14 protein-coding genes are annotated in these 24,613 nt (G+C 53.4%); 13 read left to right on the plus strand and 1 reads right to left on the minus strand.

The genetic code is table 11. From position 1 onward, the window contains the following. Positions 1-484: 484 nt before the first annotated feature. Positions 485-2,671 carry an Ig-like domain-containing protein gene (locus ABC336_RS18690; RefSeq protein ID WP_413240075.1) on the minus strand — a complete coding sequence of 729 codons (2,187 nt, stop codon included), beginning with the start codon at positions 2,669-2,671 and terminating at the stop codon, positions 485-487. A gap of 213 nt (positions 2,672-2,884) precedes the next feature. On the opposite strand from ABC336_RS18690, the gene ABC336_RS18695 reads away from it, so the two are divergent. The 13 genes from ABC336_RS18695 (at position 2,885) to ABC336_RS18755 (ending at position 24,441) form a co-directional block, all read left to right on the plus strand. Continuing rightward, positions 2,885-3,400 carry a CDP-alcohol phosphatidyltransferase family protein gene (locus tag ABC336_RS18695; RefSeq protein WP_413240076.1) on the plus strand — a complete coding sequence of 172 codons (516 nt, stop codon included), beginning with the start codon at positions 2,885-2,887 and terminating at the stop codon, positions 3,398-3,400. Positions 3,401-3,573: 173 nt separating this feature from the next. After that, complete coding sequence (gene fabZ / locus ABC336_RS18700; RefSeq protein ID WP_413240077.1) at positions 3,574-4,005, plus strand: 3-hydroxyacyl-ACP dehydratase FabZ; 432 nt, start codon at positions 3,574-3,576, stop codon at positions 4,003-4,005. Between the two features lie 47 nt (positions 4,006-4,052). Beyond that, positions 4,053-5,762 carry a phospho-sugar mutase gene (locus ABC336_RS18705; protein WP_413240078.1) on the plus strand — a complete coding sequence of 570 codons (1,710 nt, stop codon included), beginning with the start codon at positions 4,053-4,055 and terminating at the stop codon, positions 5,760-5,762. Positions 5,763-5,775: 13 nt separating this feature from the next. Then, positions 5,776-7,905 (plus strand): DUF5693 family protein, encoded by a 2,130-nt coding sequence (locus ABC336_RS18710; protein WP_413240079.1) that lies wholly within the window; start codon positions 5,776-5,778, stop codon positions 7,903-7,905. Continuing rightward, positions 7,863-9,008 (plus strand): polysaccharide pyruvyl transferase CsaB, encoded by a 1,146-nt coding sequence (csaB, locus tag ABC336_RS18715; protein ID WP_413240080.1) that lies wholly within the window; start codon positions 7,863-7,865, stop codon positions 9,006-9,008. Before ABC336_RS18710 ends, csaB begins: the two co-directional genes overlap by 43 nt. Before the next feature lie 60 nt (positions 9,009-9,068). Continuing rightward, positions 9,069-9,878 carry a WecB/TagA/CpsF family glycosyltransferase gene (locus tag ABC336_RS18720; RefSeq protein WP_413240081.1) on the plus strand — a complete coding sequence of 270 codons (810 nt, stop codon included), beginning with the start codon at positions 9,069-9,071 and terminating at the stop codon, positions 9,876-9,878. A 101-nt stretch (positions 9,879-9,979) separates the two neighbouring features. Next, the gene (locus ABC336_RS18725) at positions 9,980-11,119 is read left to right on the plus strand and encodes a glycosyltransferase family 4 protein (protein ID WP_413240082.1); all 1,140 of its coding nucleotides are present in this window, start codon (positions 9,980-9,982) and stop codon (positions 11,117-11,119) included. A gap of 705 nt (positions 11,120-11,824) precedes the next feature. Then, on the plus strand, positions 11,825-12,496 hold the full coding sequence (locus ABC336_RS18730) for a hypothetical protein (protein WP_413240083.1): 672 nt from the start codon (positions 11,825-11,827) through the stop codon (positions 12,494-12,496). Between the two features lie 601 nt (positions 12,497-13,097). Next, positions 13,098-17,219 (plus strand): S-layer homology domain-containing protein, encoded by a 4,122-nt coding sequence (locus tag ABC336_RS18735; RefSeq protein WP_413240084.1) that lies wholly within the window; start codon positions 13,098-13,100, stop codon positions 17,217-17,219. Positions 17,220-17,826: 607 nt separating this feature from the next. Beyond that, positions 17,827-20,940 carry an S-layer homology domain-containing protein gene (locus ABC336_RS18740; RefSeq protein WP_413240085.1) on the plus strand — a complete coding sequence of 1,038 codons (3,114 nt, stop codon included), beginning with the start codon at positions 17,827-17,829 and terminating at the stop codon, positions 20,938-20,940. A gap of 118 nt (positions 20,941-21,058) precedes the next feature. After that, positions 21,059-23,524: a hypothetical protein gene (locus ABC336_RS18745; protein ID WP_413240086.1), complete on the plus strand. Its 2,466-nt coding sequence runs from the start codon at positions 21,059-21,061 to the stop codon at positions 23,522-23,524. A 20-nt stretch (positions 23,525-23,544) separates the two neighbouring features. After that, entirely contained in the window at positions 23,545-24,048 is a 504-nt protein-coding gene (locus tag ABC336_RS18750; RefSeq protein WP_413240087.1) for a hypothetical protein, read from the plus strand. A 90-nt stretch (positions 24,049-24,138) separates the two neighbouring features. Beyond that, a complete protein-coding gene (locus ABC336_RS18755; RefSeq protein WP_413240088.1) occupies positions 24,139-24,441 on the plus strand; it encodes an alpha/beta-type small acid-soluble spore protein in 303 nt (100 codons plus the stop codon). Positions 24,442-24,613: the final 172 nt, after the last annotated feature.

Consider the following 24,613-nt stretch of genomic DNA (forward strand, 5'->3'; position numbering starts at 1 on the left):
ATCTAGAAAGTAGCATTGGAGCGTGGGAAGGTGGCTCAGTGCGCGGCTGTAGATCTAGAAAGTAGCATTGGAGCGTGGGAAGGTGGCTCAGTGCGCACCTGTAGATCTAGAAAGTAGTATTGGAGCGTGGGAAAGTGGCTCAGTGCGCGGCTGTAGATCTAGAAAGTAGCATTGGAGCGTGGGAAGGTGGCTCGTGCGTGGCTGTAGATCTAGAAAGTAGTATTGGAGCGTGGGAAAGTGGCTCGTGCGCGGCTGTAGATCTAAAAAGTAGTCTTGGAGCGTGGAAAGGTGGCTCGAGCGCGGCTGTTAGATCTAGAAAGTAGCATTGGAGCGTGGGAAAGTGGCTCGAGCGCGGCTGTAGATCTAAAAAGTAGCATTGGGGAGCACCCTTCGCCTCAATGGAGCGCAGCCGCCGATTGCGTGCCCAGCCGCCGCTAAAAAGGCCTTCCGCCATTACTGGCGGAAGGCCTTAAATAGTGTTACTTTATCTCACCGTGACCCGGACGGTCACGGTCTTGCCGTCGAAGCGGGCGCGGACGGTGGAAGAGCCTTTGCTCAGTGTCTTGATGGTGCCGCCGGTTACTTCGGCCACCTTGTTGTTGGAGGTGGTCCAGACGGCGGCAGAGGTGACGTCGACGACTTTGCCGGTGTCATACTCGGCTTGGACGGTCACCTTCTCCGTGACGCCGATCCCGACCCGCAGCGACGAGCTGGAGATGCTCAGTTTCTTGAGCTTCGGTACGACGTTGATCGTAACGGAGACACTCTTGTCCTGGTAGGTGCCGACGAGCAGGGTCGCGCCTTCATCGACGGCCCGCACCGAGGTGCTGCGGAGGGTGGCGACTTTCTCGTTGCCCATCGTCCAGTTCATCTTGCTGGCCAGGGAGACCGTCTTGCCGTTCTTATAAGTGCCGGTTACTTTCACGGACTTGGAGCGTCCGATATTGAGCTCGATTTCCTGTGGATCGACGGTCAGCTTGACGATCTCTTCCTCGATGGTCACCCGGAAGGTGATCTTCTTGCCGAGGTACGTACCGGTCAGCGTGACCCGGGAAGCGATCAAGCCTCTCAGCTTGCCGTCCCGCACGAGCAGGTTCGGAGACGAGACGCTCCAATCGATACGGTCGGTCACGTTTTCTTCTTCGCCGTTCTCATAGATGACAGTTACTTGCGGGATCGCTATCTCTTTGCCGGTCACGACACTGAGCGTCTCTACGTCGCTGAGCAGCGCCAGCGGCTTGTCATGGACAGAAGCCTTCACTTTGACCTGACGGTTGCCCAGAGCGGCGGTAAGCGTCGCTTCTCCCAGCTTGACCGCTTTCCATTTGCCGTCTTCGATGGTGACGATGTCCTCATCGCTGGATGTCCAGCTGATCAGCTTGGAGATGTTCTGGCTGTCGCCAGCCAGGGTGATGCCGGTCACGACAGGCAGCGCCTGACTCTCGCCGACGAAGCCGTCCAGTACGGTCTTCTCGACGGAGATCGCCTTCATCGCGCCATAAACTGTAACGTTGATATCCCGGCTCAAGCCTTTGTATGTGGCAGTGATGCGAGCCGTACCTGGAGCCTTGGGGCTGATCAGGCCGGAGCTGCTGACCGTTGCTACGAATACATTGGATGAGCTCCACTCGGCCTGGGAAGTAACATCGATGCTGTGATCGGCGTTATCCGCCACCGTGGCCTCGATCTGGACCGGCGCATCCTCCAGCTGCAGGTGCAGCTCCTTCTCGCCTGAGAGCGTCATCGCCTGATGCGATGGCCGGACGACGACGTTAACCGTCTTGGTGATGCCCAGATGCGTGGCGCTCACCGTCGTGGTGCCGGTGCCGACTGGCGTCACGACGCCTTCTTTGACCGTGGCCACAGCACTATTGCCGGTTTTCCAGGCGGCCTCATCGGTGATGTCGATGACCTCGCCGGTCTTGCGCTCGGCGGTCGCAGTCAGCTCTTTGTCGCTGTCGCCGACCTTGAACTCGAGCAGCCGGTCCGGACTGAGGGTGATCGATTTGTAAGGGGACGAGACGGTCAGCGTGACCGCAGCCGACAGTCCCTTGTGCTTGCCTGTAATCTTGGCCGTGCCCGGGCTGACCAGGGTCACAGTGCCGTCGCTATCTATCGTAGCGACGCTGGTGCTGGAGGAGCTCCAGGCGGCGTCGGACGTGACATCGGTGCTGGTGCTTCCTTTGACGGCGGCAAGGTCAAGCTGCAGCTCTTCGCCGAGCTCGATATCCAGCTTGTCGGGCAACGCGCCCGATGATCCGCCGCGGCTGATCTCCACTTTGTCGTAGAGGTATTCCGCGTTGATGGTGAGCAGGGCAGTGAAGCCCTTGTAGCGGGCAGTGATCTGCGAGCTGCCTGCGGAGACTGCGGTGAGCAGCCCTTTGTCGACTTTGATCACGCCGGTCTTGGACGATGTCCAGGAAGCCTCCGACGTGACGTCGCGCAGCGAAGTGCTGCCTTCCACTTCGGCCCACAGCTTCAACAGCTCGGTGTCGTCTTCGACATATAATTTGTAAGGTGTAGGGACGGAGTCAAAAGAAATGCCGATTATCTTGTCTTCTGAGGCATTCGCGGCAGGGACGGGAATGCTGAATGAGAGCAGGGTGACGACGAGCCAGACGGCCAGCCAGGACCGTCCGGTCCAGCGTGTGTATTGCGCGTGCATCATCATGAACCTCCAAGCGTTAGCTGATATTTGCGGTATGACCGCTAAGAACTATAACGGCATCGGGGTCTTATAAATGAAGGGCAGCTGGAGAAAAGATTGGAAAAAGCACGGAATGGTGCGGGGAAGTCGCTTTTGCTTGTTTTGCAGCGGAGATGTATAATAATGTAGGAACTTGCAAGGCAGAGACGAAATAGAGAGAGCGAGGGGGTCGCCCTGATGAATCTGCCGAATGCGTTGACGCTGCTTCGTTTTATGCTGATACCCGTCTATATCGCGGTGTTTGCCAACGGTTACCTGACGACAGCCTTTTTCGTGATGGCGGGCGCCGGCTTGACCGATGTGCTGGACGGCTATCTGGCGCGTCGCAACGGCGAGGTGACCCGGCTGGGGATGATGCTGGACCCGCTGGCGGACAAGCTGATGCTGATTACTGTCTTTGTTTCCTTGGTGCTCTCGGGGATGATCTCGTGGTGGGCGGCGATTGCGCTGCTGCTCCGTGATCTGGGGATGATCGTCGTCTCGGCATACGTACATTTCCGGGGCAAGCTGACGCTGCCTTCCAACTGGATGGGCAAGCTGACGACTGTGTTGTTGTATGTAGCGATTACGTTGATTTTCTTCAAGCTTCCTTTTGGTGAATTGATGCTTTGGGCAGTGATCGTATTTTCTTATGTGACGACAACCATGTATTTAATTCGCTTCCGCTCGGTGAACAACCAGGCCGCAGGCTAGCGTACGAGACGTGAAGAAGAGCCCGGCTGCCGGAGCGCTTCCGGTCTCCAGGCAGTCAGGCTCTTTATCTTAACCTCCACGACTGCAGTTCATGAAGGGATGTCATTAGTGTTGGCTTATTTCCGTACTTTTATTACATAGGATGAAGGGAATTCTGGAAAGGAGCATGCAGCATGCTGGATATTAACCAAATTCAGGAGATTATACCGCACCGGCCGCCGTTTTTGCTGGTCGATCGGATCCTCGAGCTGGAGGAGGGCGTACGGGCTGTCGGTCTCAAAAATGTCACGATGAACGAACCATTCTTTACGGGGCATTTCCCTGGTCATCCCGTCATGCCCGGGGTGCTGATCGTTGAGGCGCTGGCCCAGGTCGGGGCTGTGGCGATCCTCAAAATGGAGGCCAATCGCGGCAAGCTGGCTTTCTTCGCCGGCATCGACGGCGTCCGGTTCCGGGGGCAGGTCACGCCCGGCGACACGCTGACGCTCGAAGTGGTCATCACCCGGCTCAAGGGAACGATCGGCAAGGGGCAAGCCACGGCCAAGGTAGGCGATAAAGTGGTTGCCGAAGGCGAGTTGATGTTTGCCCTTTCGAGCAAAGGGTAAATCGTCTGTGGGAGTAAAGACTACATATAAGGAAAGAGGTTGAGAGGATGACGCAAAACGAACTGGCAGCAGCACAATATGAGGCTTGGTTGCAGGATGAGCTGATCGATCATGTGACGAAGGAAGAGCTCCAGGGGATAGCAGACAATGCCAAGGAGATCGAAGACCGGTTCTACCGCGAGCTGGAATTCGGCACAGGCGGTCTGCGCGGCGTGATGGGTGCGGGCACCAACCGGATGAACGCCTACACCGTCGGCAAAGCTACGCAGGGGCTGGCCAACTGGCTGCTGAGCCAGTCGGACAAGCCTTCGGTCGTGATCGCGCACGACTCGCGCAACCAGTCGCCGGAGTTCACGATGCACGCGGCTCAAGTACTGGCCGGGAACGGTATCGTGACCTATCTGTTCCGTTCCCTGCGTCCGACGCCTCAGCTCTCGTATGCGGTGCGCGCGCTCGGAGCCCAGGGCGGCATCGTCATCACCGCCAGTCACAATCCGCCGGAATACAACGGCTACAAAGTATATGGCTCGGACGGCTGCCAGCTCGTGCCGCATGATGCCGAGCAGGTCATCGCTTCGATCAAGCAGATCGGCGGCTTCGGCGAGATCCGGCGGACCTCGCAGGAGGAAGCGGAAGCTGCAGGCCTGATCCGCTGGCTCGATGAGTCGGCCGATGATCAATATACCGACATCGTCGTCGCCCAGAGTCCCAATCTTAAGCTTCTGCAGGAAGGACTTGGCGGCGAGGTGAGCATCGTCTTCACGCCGCTGCACGGCACAGGCAATCTGCCGATCCGCGACGTCCTGCGCAAAGCCGGATTTACCAAGGTGCACATCGTCGAGGAGCAGGAGCAGCCGGACGGCTACTTCAGCACTGTCGTATCGCCGAACCCGGAGGAGCGCGAGGCATTTACGCTGGCGATCAAGCTTGCAGAGCAGCAGCAGGCCGACCTGATCATCGGCACCGACCCGGACTGCGACCGGATGGGAGCAGTGGTCAAGAACAGCCAGGGCGAATATGTCGTGCTCAGCGGCAACCAGTCCGGCGCCATCATGGTGCACTATCTGCTCAGCCAGCTTCGGGAGCAGGGCAAGCTGCCGCAGAACGGCGTCGTCGTCAAGACGATCGTCACCAGCGAGATGGGGGCGGACATTGCCCGCCATTACGGGGCGGAGGTCGTGAACACGCTGACCGGCTTCAAGTATATCGGTGAGAAGATGACCGAATACGAGCGGACCGGTGAGCGGAGCTTCCTGTTCGGTTACGAAGAAAGCTACGGCTACCTGACAGGAACTTATGCGCGGGATAAGGATGCCGTCGTTGCTGCGCTGCTGATCAGCGAGGCAGCCGCATACTACAAATCGCAAGGCAAGACTTTGTATGATGTGCTGCAGGAGCTCTACGAGCAGTTCGGCTATTACCAGGAGCATCTGGAATCCCGTACGCTCAAGGGTGTAGACGGCGTGCAGCAGATCGCTGCGATCATGGAGGATTGGCGTCACCGGGCGCCGCAGACGATCGCCGGAGCGACTGTAGAGCAGCTGCAGGACTACCTGCCTGGCTTGAGTGGTCTGCCGCCGGAGAACGTCTTGAAATTTATCCTGTCCGACGGCTCCTGGTTCTGCCTGCGGCCGTCCGGCACCGAACCGAAGATCAAAGTGTATTTCGCCGTTCGCGGCTCATCCCAGCAGGAGGCCGCCGCAGCGATCGCGAAGCTGACGTCTGAGGTGATGGCCCGGGTGGACAACCAAGCTTAAGGAGTGGACTTTTGTGCAATCGATCCAACTGTGGAGCCGCAGGGCCCGCGTCGTGTTATGGGGACTTGTGATCGCAGGACTACTGGCGGCTCTGCCGCTTGGCTATATGCGTTATGAGATGGAGCAGACCTCCAAGCAGGTAGAGTTCGTCTACAACTACCGCGATCTGGTGCAGATCGCGAGCTTCCAGGCCAGACCGCAGGACTTCATAGACGAGCAGCTCGGCCGGATGCAGGATGCGGGCATCGGTACGATGGCGATCTTCGAGTCGACGCTGGAGGAGCTTAGCTGGAACGGCAGGCTCTCCCTGTACAATTCGGCCCAGATGGCCGAGCTGCAGGGCGAGCCGGCTCCGCTCAATGAGAACTTCACGTATATCCTATTCGCCGATGAAGAGGTGCAGTCTGCGCTCGGTCCGATGATCGAAGCGACGATGGGCGCCGATGAGAAGCCATTCCGTCCGTTCGCCTACGAAAGCCGCAGCGGTCTCGTCATCGAGACGCCGCTGGAGGATGCGACGGCGAAGACGATGCTGCCCGATCCGCTGACCATCCAGGAGCTGCATGACCGCGGCTTCCAGCTGCTGCCCCGGCTATCGGACCGGATGAAGCCTTACGATCATGAGCTGACGGAGAGTATCCTGTCCTGGTTCCATGACCTGGGCGTCAAGCGGATCCTCTTTGACGGCGATGCCGTCAAAGGCTTCGGCGACCATGCGACGGACAGGAGTCTGGACTCGATGGCCGAGCTGCTGAAGCAGTACGATATCGGCATCGTCGCCATCGAGAATCTCCGCACCATGCAGAAGGGCTTCCAGACGCTGGCTTACAATATCGATTACAATGTGGTGCGGCTGTATTCGCTGTCGGCGCTGGATGCCGGACGACTGTCGCCGGAGACGATCGCCGACCGCTTCCAGCTGGCGGGCAAAGACCGCAATATCCGGATGTTCTATATAAACGGCCAACCGCTGCGCAGCGCCGACCGGGGCGGCATTGTCCATTCACTGGACAATATCTATGAATCGCTCGCGGGCAACGAGGATACGCCGGGCGCGGTAAAGCTGCTGGCGGATGTCGGCTACACGAACGGCACGGCAGAAGCGTTCGACTACAAGTATGAATCAGGCTCATGGATGATGATCCTCAAAGGCGTGGTCGCGCTTGGTGCGATCGCGATCATCGCTCTGCTGGTCGGGGCGTTCGTCCCGGTGCTGTTAATCCCGGTGTTCCTGCTCGGCCTCATCGGCAGCGCTGGATTGTATTACCTCTCGCCGCCGGTTCTGGAGCAGGCTCTGGCACTCGGCGCGGGCATCGCGGCACCTACACTCGCTCTGATCTGGGCGTTCAGCCGGATCCGCAAGCATACCGAGGGCGACCGCCGCATCGTCGGCGGCGAGTGGACGGACGAGAGCGGCAAGCCGGGCGGCAGCGGCATGTTCACCGGCAAATGGGTGTTCCCGGAGCTGGGCATAGGCCGCCGGCTGACGATGGCGGTCGGACTGTACGTGCTGACCGCGATCATCTCGCTGATCGGTGTGCCGCTGATCTTCGGCCTGCTCAACAATATTACCTACAGCCTGGTGCTGCAGCAGTACCGCGGGGTCAGCCTGCTGCATCTGGCGCCGATCGCGCTGGTCGGGCTCTATGTCTTCCTGTACTCCGGATCGCCGGTGGACAACCTGCGGCGGCTGCTGCGGATGCAGATTACGGTGCTATGGGTTGCCATTGCAGGCGTCCTGGGCGTAGTCGGGATGTATTACCTGTCCCGTACGGGCAATGCCGGATCTGTCACCAGTCTGGAATTGACGATTCGCAGCGTACTCGAAGGGACGTTCGGCGTTCGGCCGCGGTTTAAAGAATTCATGTTCGCCCATCCTTTATTTTTACTCGGGCTGTTCCTGGCGCTTCGATACCGCGCGGCGTGGGTACTAATAATTGTAGCTGCAGTTGGGCAACTTTCTATTGTAGATACGTTTGCACATATTCACACCCCGCTCTACATCTCGTTCATCCGCGTCGTCCTTGGTCTGGGACTCGGCGCCCTGATCGGACTGGCGATGATCGCAGCGTGGCAGATTGCGGAAGGAGTATGGCGCAGATGGCTATTCCCGCTGATCACTCGAAGAAGACGTACCGTCTAGTCGTCTCCGGTTATTATGGCTTCCGCAACAGCGGCGACGAAGCGGTGCTGAAGTCGATCCTGCTGGCGCTGGAATCTGCGGGTGCGGAGGCTGGCGTACGGATCGAGCCGATCGTGCTCTCTATCGATCCCGCCTCCACAGAGGCGATGTACGGCGTCCGGGCCCGGCACCGGATGCGTCCGGCCGAGGTGCTGGGCGCGATCCGGGAGAGCGACGGTCTGATCAGCGGGGGCGGCAGTCTGCTGCAGGATGCGACCGGGGCGAAGACGATCCCGTATTATACGGGCGTGCTCAAGCTGGCGCAGCTGCTCGGCAAGCCGACTTTTATCTACTCGCAAGGCATCGGACCGGTGAGCCGGCGCTGGATGGATCCGCTGATCCGTAGCGTGATGCGGCGCAGCGCCTACGTGAGCGTGCGGGACCCGGAATCCGCCGAGCTGCTCGGGCGGATCGGGGTGGACCGCTCCCGGATCGAGGTCGTCCCCGATCCGGTGATGGCTCTGCCGCTGCCGGCGGAGACCGCAGCGGTCGGGGCGAGCGAGCCGCTGGTCGGCGCGGATCGCGTGCCCGTGGTCGGCGTGTCCTTGCGCTTCTGGCGCAAGGATCAAGCCGACCTGGAGCGGGCGGCGGTGGCGCTGGCCGCCCTGGCCCGCAGCCGCGCGGTGCGGCTGCGCTTCCTGCCGTTCCATGCGCCGGACGATGCGGCTGCATCGTCGTATGTGATGGAACGGCTGGGCGCCATCGGCAGCAGCACGGCGGAGCTCGCCACGTTGGACGACGATCCGCAGCAGATGCTGCTGGCGGTGAGCAGCTGTGAACTGCTGATCGGGATGAGGCTCCATGCGCTGATCTATGCTGCCAACCAGTCTGTGCCGATGCTGGGATTGTCCTACGATCCCAAGATCGACCAGTTCCTGGGGCGGCTCGGTCTGCGCGCGATCGGTACGACCGAAGCGCTGGATCCCCAGGCGCTGGCGACGGCAGCGGAAGAGCTGCTGGACCATGGCGAGGCCTGGCGGCAGCAGCATGCCGAGGCGATCGGCGCCCTGCGCAGTCAGGCGCTGCTGCCCGCGCAACAAATCGTGCGGCTGTTGCGTCAATAGATTGGCGTGGTACAATGAGCGTTGTATGCTGCAATCGGATCGAAGAGGTGAAAGCAATACATGAGTTTGCCAATCCAAGAGAAGCAGCAAGGAGCGGCCAAGGAGGCTTCGACAGCTGAAGTACCTGTGGTGCCGCTCTACGGAATGCACTTCTCACGAATGAATATGAAGGATACCGTGCGTTATCTGTCCAAGGCAATCGAGCAGCGGCGCACGATGCAAGTCATTACGGGCAACCCGATCATGATCATGACAGCGCTGGACAATCCGATATTCCACAAAGCGATGCGCGAGGCGGAGCTGCTGGTGCCAGACGGCGCCGGTGCGGTCTGGGCGGCCAACTACGTCGGCATGCCTGTGGCTGAGCGGGTCGCAGGGTTCGACCTGCTGCACGAGCTGCTGCATGTGGGCGAGCAGAAGCGCTGGTCGGTATACCTGCTCGGTACGACACAGGAAGTGATCGACGAGGCTGCTGCGCGTCTGCAGAAGCAGTATCCGCTGGTACGGTTCGTCGGTACGCATCACGGCTACTTCGGAGATGATGAGGATGCGGAAGTGATCGCAAAGATCCGCGAGGCCGATCCGGACATGCTGTTCGTCGCCCGCGGGGTGCACAATCAGGAGCCCTGGATTGCCAAGCACAAGCAGGCGCTCGGAGTTCCGGTCATGATGGGAATTGGCGGCAGCCTGGACGTTATCGCCGGCAAGCTGAAGCGGGCGCCGCTGTTCATGCAGCGTCTCGGTCTCGAGTGGTTGTACCGGCTCATGCTCCAGCCCTCGCGTATCGGCAGGATGCTGGCACTGCCCAAATTCGTGCTTAAAGTGATGCGTGACCGAGAAAACGTGACAAAAGAATATCCAACTCCGTGAAAAATCTGTGAAAATGCTGAAAATCGGTTAAAAATGGCGTTGGAGTTTCTTATTTAATCGGAGTATAATTCATTCCGGTAGAAACAAAAGGGGAGTTGGAGATGTCTGTGAGCGTTATTTATATCTTGGGCTTTGTCATCGCACTCATATTGGCGTTATCGTTGACGCCGCTCGTCAAGACGTTTGCTTTTAAGATCGGTGCGATCGATAAGCCGAATTACCGCAAAGTGCATACGCGCATCATGCCCCGGCTGGGCGGACTAGCCATCTACGCGGCGTTTATCGGCGCTGTGCTGGCGGTCCTGCCGTTCGTGCCGGACGGTATGCTGAGCCGTTACGATATGAATCTGATCTTCGCTACGATGGCGGGCGGGACGATCATCGTCCTGCTGGGCGCCCTCGATGATCGCATCGAGCTGTCTGCCAAGGTCAAGCTGCTCGGCCAGATCGCTGCAGCCTGCGTCGTCGTCTTCGGCTTCGGCGTCAAGATCGACCTGGTGAACATTCCGTTCGGCGCCAACATGCAGCCGATCGCCGACTGGATCAGTATCCCGCTGACGATCTTCTGGATCGTCGGCGTGACCAACGCGATCAATCTGATCGACGGTCTGGACGGTCTGGCGGCTGGCGTGTCCGGCATCGCAATCGGGACGATACTCGTCATGGCGTTCGTCATGGGCTTCGAGCCGACCATCCTGCTCAGCTGCGTGCTGCTCGGGGGGATTGTCGGATTCCTGTTCTTTAACTTCCATCCGGCGAAGATCTTTATGGGCGACTCGGGCTCGTTATTCCTTGGCTTTTGCCTGGCGACGCTGTCGATGATCGGCTTCAAGCAGGTGACGATCGTCTCGTTCGTGACACCGCTGCTGATCATCGGCGTGCCGCTGTCGGATACGTTCTTCGCGATCGTCCGCCGCTGGATCAACAAGAAGCCGATCTTCGCGCCGGACAAGGGTCATCTGCATCACCGTCTGCGCGACCTGGGCTTCAGCCACCGCCGTACAGTGCTGATCATCTACGGGATCGCTGCGTTCTTCGGCTGCTGCGCGATCGTCCAATCGACGCTCGTCCAGTCGCCGGCGGCCAACTGGATCACCTTCGGGGTCATCGTCGTGCTGACGTTCATGCTGCAGATCGGCGCCGAGCTGATCGGCATCGTCGACAAGACGCGCCGGCCCGTCATCGACTTCATCCAGCGCAAGCTGCTGAAGCTGAGCCCCGAATCCCGCACCACCAAGTAACTCGCACTTATCCTCCGGCCCCGACTCGTATGCGCGAGTCGGGGCCTTTTCGTATGCGGAGATGGAGCGAGGGGGTGCGGCGAGGCTGGTGGAGGTGCTGTAAGGGAGAAAAGGTTCGTTGGAGCGTGCGGCGAGGCTGGTAGAGGAGCTGTAAGGGAGAAAAGGTTCGCTGGAGCGTGCGGCGAGGCTGGTGGAGGTGCTGTAAGGGAGAAAAGGTTCGTTGGAGCATGGGGCGGGCCTGGTGGAGAGGCTGTAAGGGAGAAAAGGTTCGTTGGAGCGTGCGGCGGGGCGGGTGGAGGTGCTGTAAGGGAGAAAAGGTTCGTTGGAGCGTGTGGCAGGGCTGGTGGAGAGGCTGTAAGGGAGAAAAGGTTCGTTGGAGCGTGTGGCGGGGCTGGTGGAGTTGCTGTAAGGGAGAAAAGGTTCGTTGGAGCGTGTGGCGAGGCTGGTGGAGGTGCTGTAAGGGAGAAAAGGTTCGTTGGAGCGTGCGGCGGGGCTGATGGAGGTGCTGTAAGGGAGAAAAGGTTCGCTGGAGCGGACACAGCCCGGAGTGGCTTGAAATAATTGCTTGAAAAATAGATTGAGTATTACCAGCAGATTTAGTAAGATGGAATCAAATCATAAACGTATACGCGTGAAGCACACGCCGCTTGTTTCTTCGGAGACTTGCGGCTTTTTTTGTGCACTCAAGCTTAGGAGGGGATTGGTATGGATCAGTTTGAGCAGGCATACGAACAATTCTTACAACAGCAGAAGCTTAATGCAACAGGGGCAAGACGGGAGCGGCTCGAAAAGATAGGCCCGGGCGAGAAGCGATTGTTGCAGATCATCTGGCGTGTCTTTAAATCGTTTGAAGGATTTCATCTGGAGTATGAAATATTGAGCATCAACAATGTGAGAATCTTTATTGATATCTTCTATGAGCCGCTAGGCATCGCCTTTGAGTGCGAGGGATATGTGGTCCATGCAGAAATAATCAGCAGAGATCGTTTTACTTTTGAGCGGATGCGGATCCGGAGTATGGTTTTGAAAGGTTATATCTACCTCCCGTTCACATACGATGAGTTGGAGAAAAACACGGAGGTTTGTCAGAGATTCCTCTATACCATGCTTGGCAAACTCGGATCAAATGCTCCGGCAGCTTTCATGGCGCTCAGCGTGCAGGAGCGGGAGTTGCTGCGTCACATGAGTCGAATGAATCGGAAAATCAGTAACAGAGATGTTGCGGAATGCTTAAAGTACAGTGCCAAGGGCAGCAGAGATGTTCTTCGTGCGATGCTGGACAAGCAACTGATTCTTCCCGTGGGAAGCGGCACACGAAGACACCACTATTATGAGCTAACCGATCAGGCGCGCGAGTTGCTTCAGACGACACGATAGTTCCAAGTTGGCAACAAAAAAGCCGTCCCGGTCGAGGTCCTGACCGGGACGGCTTTTGCATTATCCTCTTTGCGGGTTCGAAGCGACAAGAGTGCCAGTGATCATATCGGCTGCCCGGGGAGTCGGCGACATTTTCTTATATCGTGCCGTTCTTCTCGGCAAGACCATTCCGCTCTCTGTGAGCATAGGGGTTACAGAGGAGAGGGGGAGGCACGACTTTCTTTGAATTATAAGAAATTATATGTTTCACTCCTATATCAGCTTAGAATGGTGCGACGCTGCAAGTGGTTGTCTGCTCTTGCAGCGTCGCACCATTCTCCGGAATGAAACTTGCTGCGCTGCCAAAGGACGGCGACAGCCGTTTCACCTTAAGCGATTTCTTTTTCCACACCATCCTAAAAAACAACCCACCCTTAACCGATAAACATAGATACAGTACCTGTACGCGGGGCAACCAGGCGAGAAGCAGGCAGAGGGGGAACGCGATACGATCTTTTCCGACCCGTTGTTGAACCGAATGACTCGATCCGGGATATGACGTGAGCATCCGCACGCATCTGATACGATTAGCTCTTATATCATACTTTCTAAGGAGGACCCCATGTTTAGAAAAGCACTTACCGTCCTGCTGGCCGTGGCGCTATTGGTCACGATGGCGCCGATCTACGGCAATCAGGCCGAAGCCAATACGTCACGCAACTTTTTCTTCCCCAATGAGCAGTATGCAGCCAACAATGCCAGAGTGACCACCAATGAACGGGTCACGCTGAACGGCACGATCAACAACGTCATCGGCAGCACAATCACGTACAGCGTGATCCAGATGGTGAACGGCGTTCCCCATACGACGAACAGGAACGAGAACCAGACGAGCAACATCTCGCTCAGCGGCAGCAGCATCTCGATCCACAACGTCCAGCTGTATCCGGGGCTGAACCAGATCACGTTCAAAGGCACGCAAGGCAGCACGCAGGTGTCGGATTCGATCTACATCGAGTACCGCAACAGCCCGACGCTGTTCAACCTGATGGCGAGCCTGGACGGTCAGCAGTTCGAGATCAAGGAAGAAGGCACGACTGTCGTGCATTCGACACCATCCCAAGGCAGAGCAAGCGCCGACATCAGCATCAGCGGCAAAGCGCCCAATGCGGAGCGTGTGACCGTCATCGTCAACAACCGGAGCTATACGTATTCCGTCAACAGCATCAACGACTGGAACTTCGTAGCTGCGCCGGTCAACATCGTCAAAGGCAAGAATACAGTCACGATCCGCGTGTTCAACAATAACAATATGGTTGAAACGACAAGAGACATCGCGTTCTATAACGGCACCGTGACGTTCTTCGACCTCAATCTGAAGCATAGTAATGGATCCTCCGCTACGGTGGAGAACGGTCCAAACTTCTCTGTGCCTAATACCAACTTGAGGCTGGAAGGCAAGGTCATCGTGCCGGTTGTGTATGACCAGACCACAGGCACGCATACGCCGAGTCCTACGGATCTGGCATCGGCTGCGCTTCAATACAGACTGGACAACGGCGCGTTCGCGGCGGTTCCGGCTCCCATCGACATCGAACCGGCAGGCTATGTGCTGACGCCGAACGACCGCTTCATGACCTTGAACTACTCGATCGATCTCTCGACGTCCGCTCTGGAGTTCGACAAACGGCACACCATCCAGTTCCAGGGGATGAACCGGGTCCGCGTGCCTGCGGGGACGGATCTGTCCGAGATCTTCTCCTTTACACTGCGCGACAGCGGGCTGGCCTATATCGAGGACATCAACTATCTGCCGGGCTATTCCAGCAGCACCACCAACGGTCAGTTGGAGAGCATGCAGGGCTCCGATATTGAGAATGCCGATATCTTCTCGCTGCCGATGGGTGTAGAGGTGCTGATCGGCAATTTCGAGAACTGGGCCACCCCGCCGAACAATCTGCTGCGGATCGACAGCGTGAGGGATGCGGCAGGCAGGAACCATACGAACGGTGATCCCACAGGCGACATCAATACGACTCTGCCATTCAGCTATGTGCAGCGTCCGGATGTCAGCTACGTCACCCAACGCAATGTGGACGGCGTCGAACAGCGGTTCCTCCGGGTGTTTCTGGAGATCCGCAAGCTGCCGTCTGCCGGACAGCAGACGATCAACTTCAAGCTTAACACTGCTGATGTAACCAATACATCGGCTGCGGTCTATCCTGCACCTATCACTTTGCTATATGGACCGTATGTCAGCTTCACGAAGCTGCAGGATACGATGTCGGAATACTACGACACCACGCTGCAGAACAGTGACGGTCAAGCAGCCCTCATCACCAACTTGCTGGATTACTTCCGGGGCGAGCTGCTGAATGTTCCGAACCCCAATGATATCGTCTATGAGACGGTACCGGGGCCGCCGATCGAGCCGCAGACCGTGTTCCTTTATGTGAACAATACGCATATCCTGCTGCAGCAGGATGCGGCTGCCGGTACGAACCGCGCCAAGTTCAGATTGAAGACGGGGGAAGAGGAGAAGGCATTTAACGCGCTGTTCAAATCCGGGGACAACAACATCCGCTTTGTGTTCCGCACGGCCAGAAACAACTACGAGCGCAACATGAAGCTGACGCTGGTGCCGACCAATCTGCCGGAGATCCCGGCGAACAATACGGACGGCGTCTATCCGTATAGTATCGGTCTGAATGTCCCTCTGCCGAATGATCCGAAGTTCCCGATGTCGGGCAATATCTATACGACCAAGGAAGCGGAGATGAATATCTACGGCACGTTTGACTTCATCGATCTCGGCAAGACGCTGACTAACATCAGCTCAAAGCTTAGCACGATGGGAGCCGACCGCAGAAACTACATGCTCCGCATCAGTACCGCCGGGGAACCGGATATCAACTGGTCGCTGGAGAATACGCTGATCGTTCGCTCGCCCAACCAGAACGAAGACAATGAGCCGGTCAGCGGCGCGGTAAATGTGCCCGGGCTGACGGTGCAATACCATACGGAGACCGAGAGCTTCTCTTTCCTCCTGCCGAACCAGCAACTGCCGACGGACGGGAGTCCGAAGGTCTACAACATCACTGTCTTCAACAGCGGCGAGACCGGACCGCGAGCGACGTATCGTCTGGAGATCAATCCGACGACGATCCCGTACACCATCCTGGCGCCGGTCCTGGAGAAGCGGGTGCTGAATCAGAACTTCGTCGAGGTGATCATTGCTTCGCCGGGTGCAGAGAGCCTCAATGTGAATAAACAGGAAGCGCGCAAGATCGTCTACCGCGATTACAGCCGCATGGAGGACGGACAGCCGCGCTTGATCGATGCGTTCAGCGTAGTCGTCACCGGCCTTCGCGCAGGTCGCGACACCCGTATGGATCTGATCATCCGCCGGGGCAATGACGAGATCAAGGATTACTTCAACGTGAAATACGTACCGGAGTCGATCCCCGGGCATCAGATCATGGAACAGATGAAAAACTCGCACAAGCTGTTCGATAACGGGCTGACGCTCAGCTTTGACCGCGGAACCAATCTGATCCGTACAGACTACAACGTGCCGGACAACCTGAAAGGCCAGGTGTACAGCGGCCACAACCTGCTGTTCGCGATTGCCAACCCGGTGGACGGCGTAGTCGACCGTCACGACTTCGAATCTGTGCCGGCCAACTATGACCTCGACCTGTCGATGGGCCGGGTTCTATTCGCCGCGAGCTTCCCGCAGCGCTATATCAAGTCCAGTCCGGTGTATTGGATCGATCCGGGACAGGCAGATGATGCGACGACGCCAAACGTCTACGACCCGATCGCGACAGGTGTGGACCCGTATCCGTTCTCCAGGGAGCAAGGCGTCTCGAAGCAGTATTATTACGCCCGCGCCAATGACCGTGAGCTGGTACCGTCCAAGCGCGGTACACTGACGCTGGCCTACGATCCTACGATCCGTCAGGGCGCAGGGACGATGGTAACGGTGTTCCGGTTCGATGCGTTCACCCAGCAGTGGGAGAACATCGGCGGCGTCGTCGACGACCGCAAGAACACGATCACGGTACCGTTCGACAAATTCGGCTACTATACCGTGGCCAAGCTCAGTTATGGCTTCAACGACATCACCGACCATCCATACGGCCGCGAGGCGATGGAGGCTGTGTTCACCAAGGGCGTCATGAACGCGGTCGACCCGAGCGGGATGTTCGGCGGCGACCAGTACGTGACCCGTGCCGAGTTTGCCCGCATGATCGTCCGGGCGCTGGAGATGCCGCTCAGCTATGACGGCAACAACCACTTCGACGATGTGCCGAACATGGGCAATGCCATCAATCTGAATGCCATCTGGGATTACCGCTATATCGAGACAGCGGCGCGTTCCGGCTTCGTCCGCGGCACCCGTCCGCGCGCCTTCGATCCGGAGTCGCCGATCGTCCGCCAGGACGCTGCTGTGATGCTCGCCAAGGCGCTCAACCTGAAGCTGGAGACCAATGCGTCCAAAGTTCGCAGCGACCTCCAGAAGGCCTTCCGGGACGAGGGAGCGATGGACTTCTATGCGGCTCCGTCGGTCCTTGCGATCCAGAAGAAGGCGTTCATCCAGGGCGCGCCTGTGGACATCAACGATCCGTCCCGGGGCAATGTGTTCCAGCCGAAGGCGAGACTGCTGCGCAGCGACGCGGCGATCATCATCGCCAAGGTCATGGCCGATCAGAAGAAGCTGCCAAGGCTGTATACGCAGTAATCCGGCTTGCAGCAAGCGGTTGTCCCGCAGGGGATGGCCGCTTGTTGCATTCACCTGTCAAAATGAGGTATAATCACAAAACCGTGTGCAAAAATGAGAACTCTCAAATGACTCTCTTAGAAAGAGACTAATAGAGTTCTAATCCGGTTTCTGAGGCATTGGCACAACTGGCGGATTTTTAATCCGTTGGTAAATGTTTCTCAATGACGAAATGCGGGTAACAAGCTATACTAGGTTTCGACAGCATACATATTGTGAGACCTTGCCAGCTGTAGCGAAACCAGCCAATTGTTACATAGTTTTGAACACGGCTTGAACGATTAAAAAAACTTCAAACTTTTTTTATGAGATTCGCAACTTTTCCGAAAACCGTGCGTTTATATACATGGAGTCGCAAGCAAGAGGCTCCGGAGCACGATTTCAGAAAATGTGCTTTACGGTAGGGAGTGCCCATTGTATAATGTTCTAGTGGCATGCGTTTCTACCATATTTTTCTACGCTAGTTTACAAGTTTCTGCGACATGATCTTACATAATGTATTAGAGCATGCCACGCAGACTTTCTTTACTATATCGCGCTCAACTCTGGGAAGGGGGTGAATCGGCCGATGAGGGATACGAGCCATCACATTGCAAGACAAGACTCTCAACAACCGAAACATTTTAGAGGAGATGAACAAAAGGTTATGAAAAAAAGTTTATCGTTGCTTTTGGCCATCGCTATGGTGTTCTCCATGTTTGCTGCCGTAGCGTCCGCAGCTGAAACACCTCAGGATCGCTTTGATATCCTGAGAGAAGCTGGCATCTTTGAAGGCTACCCGCCAAATAATGATCCTGGCCTCAACCGCGAAATGACTCGTGCAGAGTTCTCCAAAGTACTCGCACTGCTGACTGAAGCGCCTTCTAACCCTTCCGCGAATACTTACACTGACGTACCTGGAACCCACTGGGCTGCTGAGTACATCGGCGCTGTAACAGCTGCTGGCTTGATGGAAGGCGTAGGCCTGAACCGTTTTGATCCTAACGGTAGAGTAACGGTAGAACAACTGGCTATCGTACTGGCACGTGCACTTGGACTGGGTGAGCAAACTGGCAACCTGACAGGCACTTACAGCCCGTGGGCAGAAGGTTACATCGTTGCTGCTATCGGAGCTGGGCTGCCAATCGAAGGTCCTAACTACAAAGCAAACGCTCTGCGTTCTGTTCTTGTAAACAATGCTTATACTGTATACGTACTGGTAAACAATGAAGTTGCTGGCGTTGAAGTTATCGATGCGAACAACATCGAAGTAACATTCACCGACGGAACAACTGAAGAAGTAGTTGAAGTTGAACTGGCTACTGCTCTGGTTCCTAACCAAGCTACTAACGTAACAGTACCTTACAAAGGCGTTGACTTCGTAGTATCTGTAACACTGACTCAAGCACAAGTTGAAGCTTCGGTGGCTGGTGCTAAAAAATTCGAAGTTAAATTCAACAGAGCAATTACTGAGACTGCTACATTCACAGTAACTCTGGGTTCGCAAAATATCCCTGTTACAACAACTTGGGATGATGAGAAAAAAGTTGCTACGCTGACTACTGTTAGCAACAACAACCTGGTTGCTGGCACTTACACTGTTAACGTAGCTGGAATCAGCGAAATTAGCCAAACTAGCTTTGAACTGACCGTGACTGCTGAGACTCTGACATCTGCACGTCTGGCTAACACAACAGTTAAGCCTAATACTGCAAATGCACAAGTTCGTGTAGAAGGTCTGAACCAGTACGGTGAAGTTATGAGCACTGTTCAAGGTAATAACTTCAACTGGACTGTATTCAACAGAACTTTGAGTGTTAACGTACCTGCAGTGGCTAACGCTGGTGGTTTCACAGTTAACACTAATGATGCTGGTCTTGTTAGAACTGGTGACCAATTGGTTGTAACTGGCGTTAACACTAATAACGCTAGCGTAGTTGTTTCGGCTACCTTGGTAGTATCTGATGCTGCGATGTCTGAACTGACTTTCGGAAACATTGTACTTCCTGCTAACGAAACTGCGTTGAATGAAAAAACTACTGCTGTTTTCTATGAGTTGCCTTACACTTTGAAAGACGGCGCTGGAAACACAGTTACTTTCGACAACGCTGCTGAAGCAGCACCAGGCGCATTTGCTGTTAACGGTGTGAACTTCACTACCGATAAAGCAGACGTTATTACTGGTCTGAAAGTCGAAGACGGAAAGTTGTTTGTTAAAATTGCTGCAAACAAATCCGGCAATGTTAAATTGATCGCTACTCTGTCTGCAGTAAGTAAAGTAATTGTTAAAGATATTTCTATCGCTGGCGTATCCACTACTGACAGCATCGTACTGGGAGCTCAACCCCAAACGCTGACTGCTGGTGCATCTGTAGATATCCCGGTTACTGTTTATGATCAATATGGCGCTGTCATCCCAGCTGCACGTTTTGCAAATGCTATTGGTCAATTCTCTCTGGGTACTTCTAATAACTCTGTAGCTAATGCTTCTTTCACAGCTGATGGCAAGTCTCTCAGAGTTACTGGTATTACTAGAGGTACTGCGACAATCACTATTACTAACAACAACTCGAGCAAATTGACAACTTTCGTTGCCAATGTTCAAGATGCTGCTAATCCTACAGCATTCACTACAACTGTAACTGCTAATGTATTGGTTGCAGGTCAAGAAGCAACTTTGAAAGCTAAAGTAACCGATCAATATGGTGGCGAAATTGCTCATAACTCGAACAGATTTGCTAACCACACTTTCTCTGTTGCAAGCAACAACGCAGCAGTAACTGTTTCTAACCCAACTCCAACTCCATCGCAATTGATCAATGATGGTGTTAAACTGAATGGTGTGACTGCTGGCGGATCCGCTACAATCACAATCGAACTGCGCAACAATGGTAACCTGATTCAAACGAGAACAGTTAACATTTATGTTGCTGAGTCGACTGCTACGTTTAACTACAAGTTCAAAGAGGACCTTACTGTTTACGCAGCTGCTGAAGAATCCGTAAATGATTACGCAACTGCTGCAACTGCCCAAGCGTTTGGTGCTCAAACGCCAGGTTCAAGCTTTGCTAAGACTCTTGAAATTGTAGCTACAGATGCTTCTGGTAACCCTGTTGCTATTCCTTCCTCTTACGTACAATCCATCGTTGCTACTGGATCTAACCTGGGTAACGTATTAATCGATGGAAACAAAGTAATCGGTAAGCGTTGGGCTGATAGTGCAGAGACTAAAGAAGTAGCTCTGCAAGCTACAGTCCAAAATCCTAACGGTTCGTTCCAAGTTGTTACTGGTACAGTTACTGTACAAAAAGCAACTCCAACTGCTGCTTCTCTGAAAGCATTCAAATCTGAAGGTGCTGCTGGATTTGACGGAGACCGTGAACTTGCTGCTCACACTGTATCATTGACACCTGCTGAGCTGACAAGCCTGGACGGTGCAAACATTTCCGTAACTGCTGAAAGAGCTGCTGCTAACATTCCAGTTGTGTACTTTGTAGTTAACGATCAGTACGGTGTTAAATCTTTGATTCCTACTGCTTACTCGATCAGTGATGATCAAGGATCGTTGACCACTAGTATCACTAACGCTGGTGTTGTTACTATCACTGGAACTCCTGAAGTTGGTACTAAAGTCTACATCAATGCAGTTGATTCCGCTGGACACAATGTACAGTTGGTAATTACTGTAGTTGCACCGAGCTAAATATTAGTGAAAAAAGATGGGCTTTTAAGCCCATCTTTTTTTTGTTTTAATGAAACAAATCCCGCTGAAAAACGTCTAATTAATATCAAAAATGAACAACTTAGGAGGTATGAGATTAATGACCAAGATTTTAAAAAGCCGAATAGTTCTAGCGCTTATCATGACTTTATTTACATCTTTAATGGCTTCATCTTTAGTAGAGGCCTCTCCAACAAAACTTGAATCATTGTACATAGGAAATGGAAGCTATGTGTCTGTTCGTCACGTGGATATTCTAACTGAAGAAAGTGGAACCTACTTTACTTACACCTTAATCTTCAATAATTACAGCAGCAAAACCTTGTCTTTACTTGACTACTGGGTCAAACTTAAAACAAATAGTGGACAAGTGCTTAAGACACAATTAGTTACAAAGGATAAAACTAAAAATAATGTACCGGCTAAGGGAGCTGTCGAACTTACATATTATTCAAAAGTAACGCAGGGTGCGAAGTTGAGTGATTTTCAGATCCAAATGATCCGTTGGGACTTTGATGCACCGAACTACGAACGATTTATAGGATCAATAAAGATTCCAGGTACCTATACCAATAGCGCTACGCCATTTGAACCAAAATATGTTGTAATTAATAATTCCAAGTTGAAATCCGCTATCAAGGGGGTCACGTATACGAAAGACGAACGGTTTTATCATTTAAGTCTTTCCTTTTTATTAGAGAATGTTGGAAATCGAAGTATTAGTCTGGATAGCTTGAAATTTATGATCTTATCCAACAACAACGCCATGTATTCAGTAGATGATGAATCTCTTAAGGACATTAAGATTCAGTCTAAAGAAAGGCAAATTGTCACGATTAAAAGCTCTATACCGGTGAATGCTTATAATAATAACTTACGGCTAGTGATAACACAGCTTGAGGAAACAGATAAAATTAATGTTCCACTTGCTTCTTTTAAAATGCCCTCAGCAAAACCAGAGGTAGCGGCAGTGGCAGAAACTGTGGAATATGAAGCATCACATAAAGTGAGCATCAACTCAACTGAATTAACTACGCTGCTTTCTTCTGCTATCATTATCCCGGAAGGTAATTCAGGCAAACTTTATTTGACATTTGACATAAACAACAACAGCAATAAAGAATTTAACCTTACCAATACAGAGTATCAGCTAGTACATTCTAAAAATGTCCAAGTGCTAAAACTTGAGGAGTCAAATTTAACCACACTTCCTGCTAAGGGAAATACTGTATTGAATCTTTCCACTGAATTAGATAAACTAGACTCGATTAAAGATTTATCTATGCAATTTAAATATAAAGATGAAACCTCTACCAAGGTGGTAGGGACTTACAAAATACCAACTGTTGAGAGACTGAGCTCTGCATCAAATATTATTGAATATAATGCTCTTCATCTTCAAATTGGGAATGTTCAAAGGTTGCCTTGGCAATCACAAGATTCTCTAGCTGTTGAATTGCAATTGACCAATCTGTCAAGCAAAGCAGTAAAGCAGCCTAATTTAGTGATGGATCTGTATTCAGACAACGTAAAATTAACGGATGAGAGTCTTTCCTTCCTTGCTGTTGAGCCAAATGTTCAATTGCAATCTAATCAAAACGGTGCGATTTATGCATATACTCAAGTTCCATATAATACAAAATTAGGACAGATTAGAGCAGTCATTTACGAAAAGGTCGGTGACCAAAAGAAACTGGTGGGGCAATTAAGCTCTCTTATTAGGAATCAATATGGAGCTAGTAACAGTTCTAAACTGAATTTTCAATTAGCAGGATTGAAAAGCACAGCAGAAGTTGGACAGATTATGTTAGAAGAGGGTAAAGGTCAAGATAGAATTTACGTAGAGGTAAAAGTCGACTCTGCTGAATTGCGAGAACTAGCACCCCCCCAGTTTATAATGTACGTACAAACGGAATCGAATGAAGTCTTTCCTTTGGTTGTGAGCAAAACCAAAGCACTACTTGGGGCAAAAGATAGCATGCTTATGCATGCATGGGGAACTGTTCCAAAAGGTGTTGCTGACAAGGAATTAAAATTACTCATTGGTTATGGTGTTAAGGACAACAAAATCATTAGCGGTGAAGAATCTGCTGATGGTGTAGTTAATGTTCGAATGCTAAAAGCATCAACTAAACCTTTGCTAGTTAAAAATGAACTAAAAGAACTTCTATTTGCAGGACACACAATGAATATTTACGATTTACAAACTTATCTCAATACCGATGGTTCCAGTGTAAATGGTATAAATCTTGATTTGAAATATGATTTGGAAAAATCCATCGATTATCGACACCTGCCAGATGATTTGTCACTTGTATTCGAGTTTCAAAATTTAGATAAGCTCAATCGTGTATTTACTAAAGAAATATTCTTGACAGATAAAGAGGATGCCGATTACATTGTTGAAGGTTTAGCAGTTAAGAAATCAATTTTATTTATGGATACAAATCTGACAAGTAAACTTGAGAAATATACCGATTTTAATTTGAAGATTTACTTGAAAGCTGGTAATCAGAAATTTCTTATGGCTTCTCGAGATATGAAATGGTTTGTAAACAATCCATAAAATAGTTGAAAGGAGTAAAAATGAAGAAGACTAAAATTGTTTTGGGGACAGTGACCTTAGGAGTAGGAATTATCATAGGTGCTACATTAACTACGCAAGCTGAAGGCAATGCCTTGAAGCCGGGCTCAACCCAGGATCCGGTGGTCACGAAGAGCTACGTCGATCAACAGATCGCTGCGGCGCTGGGACAAGGCGGCTCAGGCGGTGGAGGCACGACGCCTCCACCGACGACACCTGGAGAAACCGGCTCCCAGGTAGAAGTCGTCACTGTACCGATCGGCAAGACATTGATCGCCGACCAAGGGGCGCAATTCGTCGTCCGGGCTGGCAACGCCCTGGCTTACAGTCAGGATGTCGACGGCATCTCCGATGTGACGGAGGGCAAAGACATCAAGAACGGACAAGCCGTGCCGCGCAACCACTTGCTGCTGTTCCCCCGCGATGGCCGGGGCATTGTACCGGACCCTACGGTCAACAAGAACCAGCTGGTCGTCCTGGTGACGGGCGGCTATACGATCAAGTAGTACATTTTGCCGGGATTGACAACATGTTATATGCTTGGCCGCAGTTGTGTCTCCATATACTATCTACATCAACCGATGGAGGTGCAGATCATGTCCAATCGCAGTAACAAAATTGTCGTCCCTGCCTGCAAACAAGCGCTGTACCGGATGAAATACGAAGTCGCCGTAGAACTCGGCCTGCAGGTCGGCAGCGGCTACCGCCCGACCACTGGAGCCGAAGGTCTGGATGCCGAATTTGCCGGAGATCTGGGCGAGGCCGGCAGCGCTCAAGGCGCCTATCATGCCAAGGAGTCCTGGTCCCACCTGGCCACCCGCGAAGCCGGTGCGGTAGGCGGCGGCATCACGCGGCGTCTGATCGCCCAAGCCGAGGAAGTGTTAAGGGGTTCTCGTTGACATCTAGCGGCATATCCGGTATCATACTGTCCTAGAAAGTGTTGTATAACAACCTTTTCCTATATGGAAAAGGTTCATTTTTTGAATAAGCAGATTTTTTGGTTTTTCTTCGTCCAAGGGGACGAGAGATTCTGCACCTATGGACTTATTATACGAAGGTTTTAGGAGGTTG

It is taken from the genome of Paenibacillus jepli (genome assembly GCF_047238105.1).
GTDB lineage: Bacteria > Bacillota > Bacilli > Paenibacillales > Paenibacillaceae > Paenibacillus_D.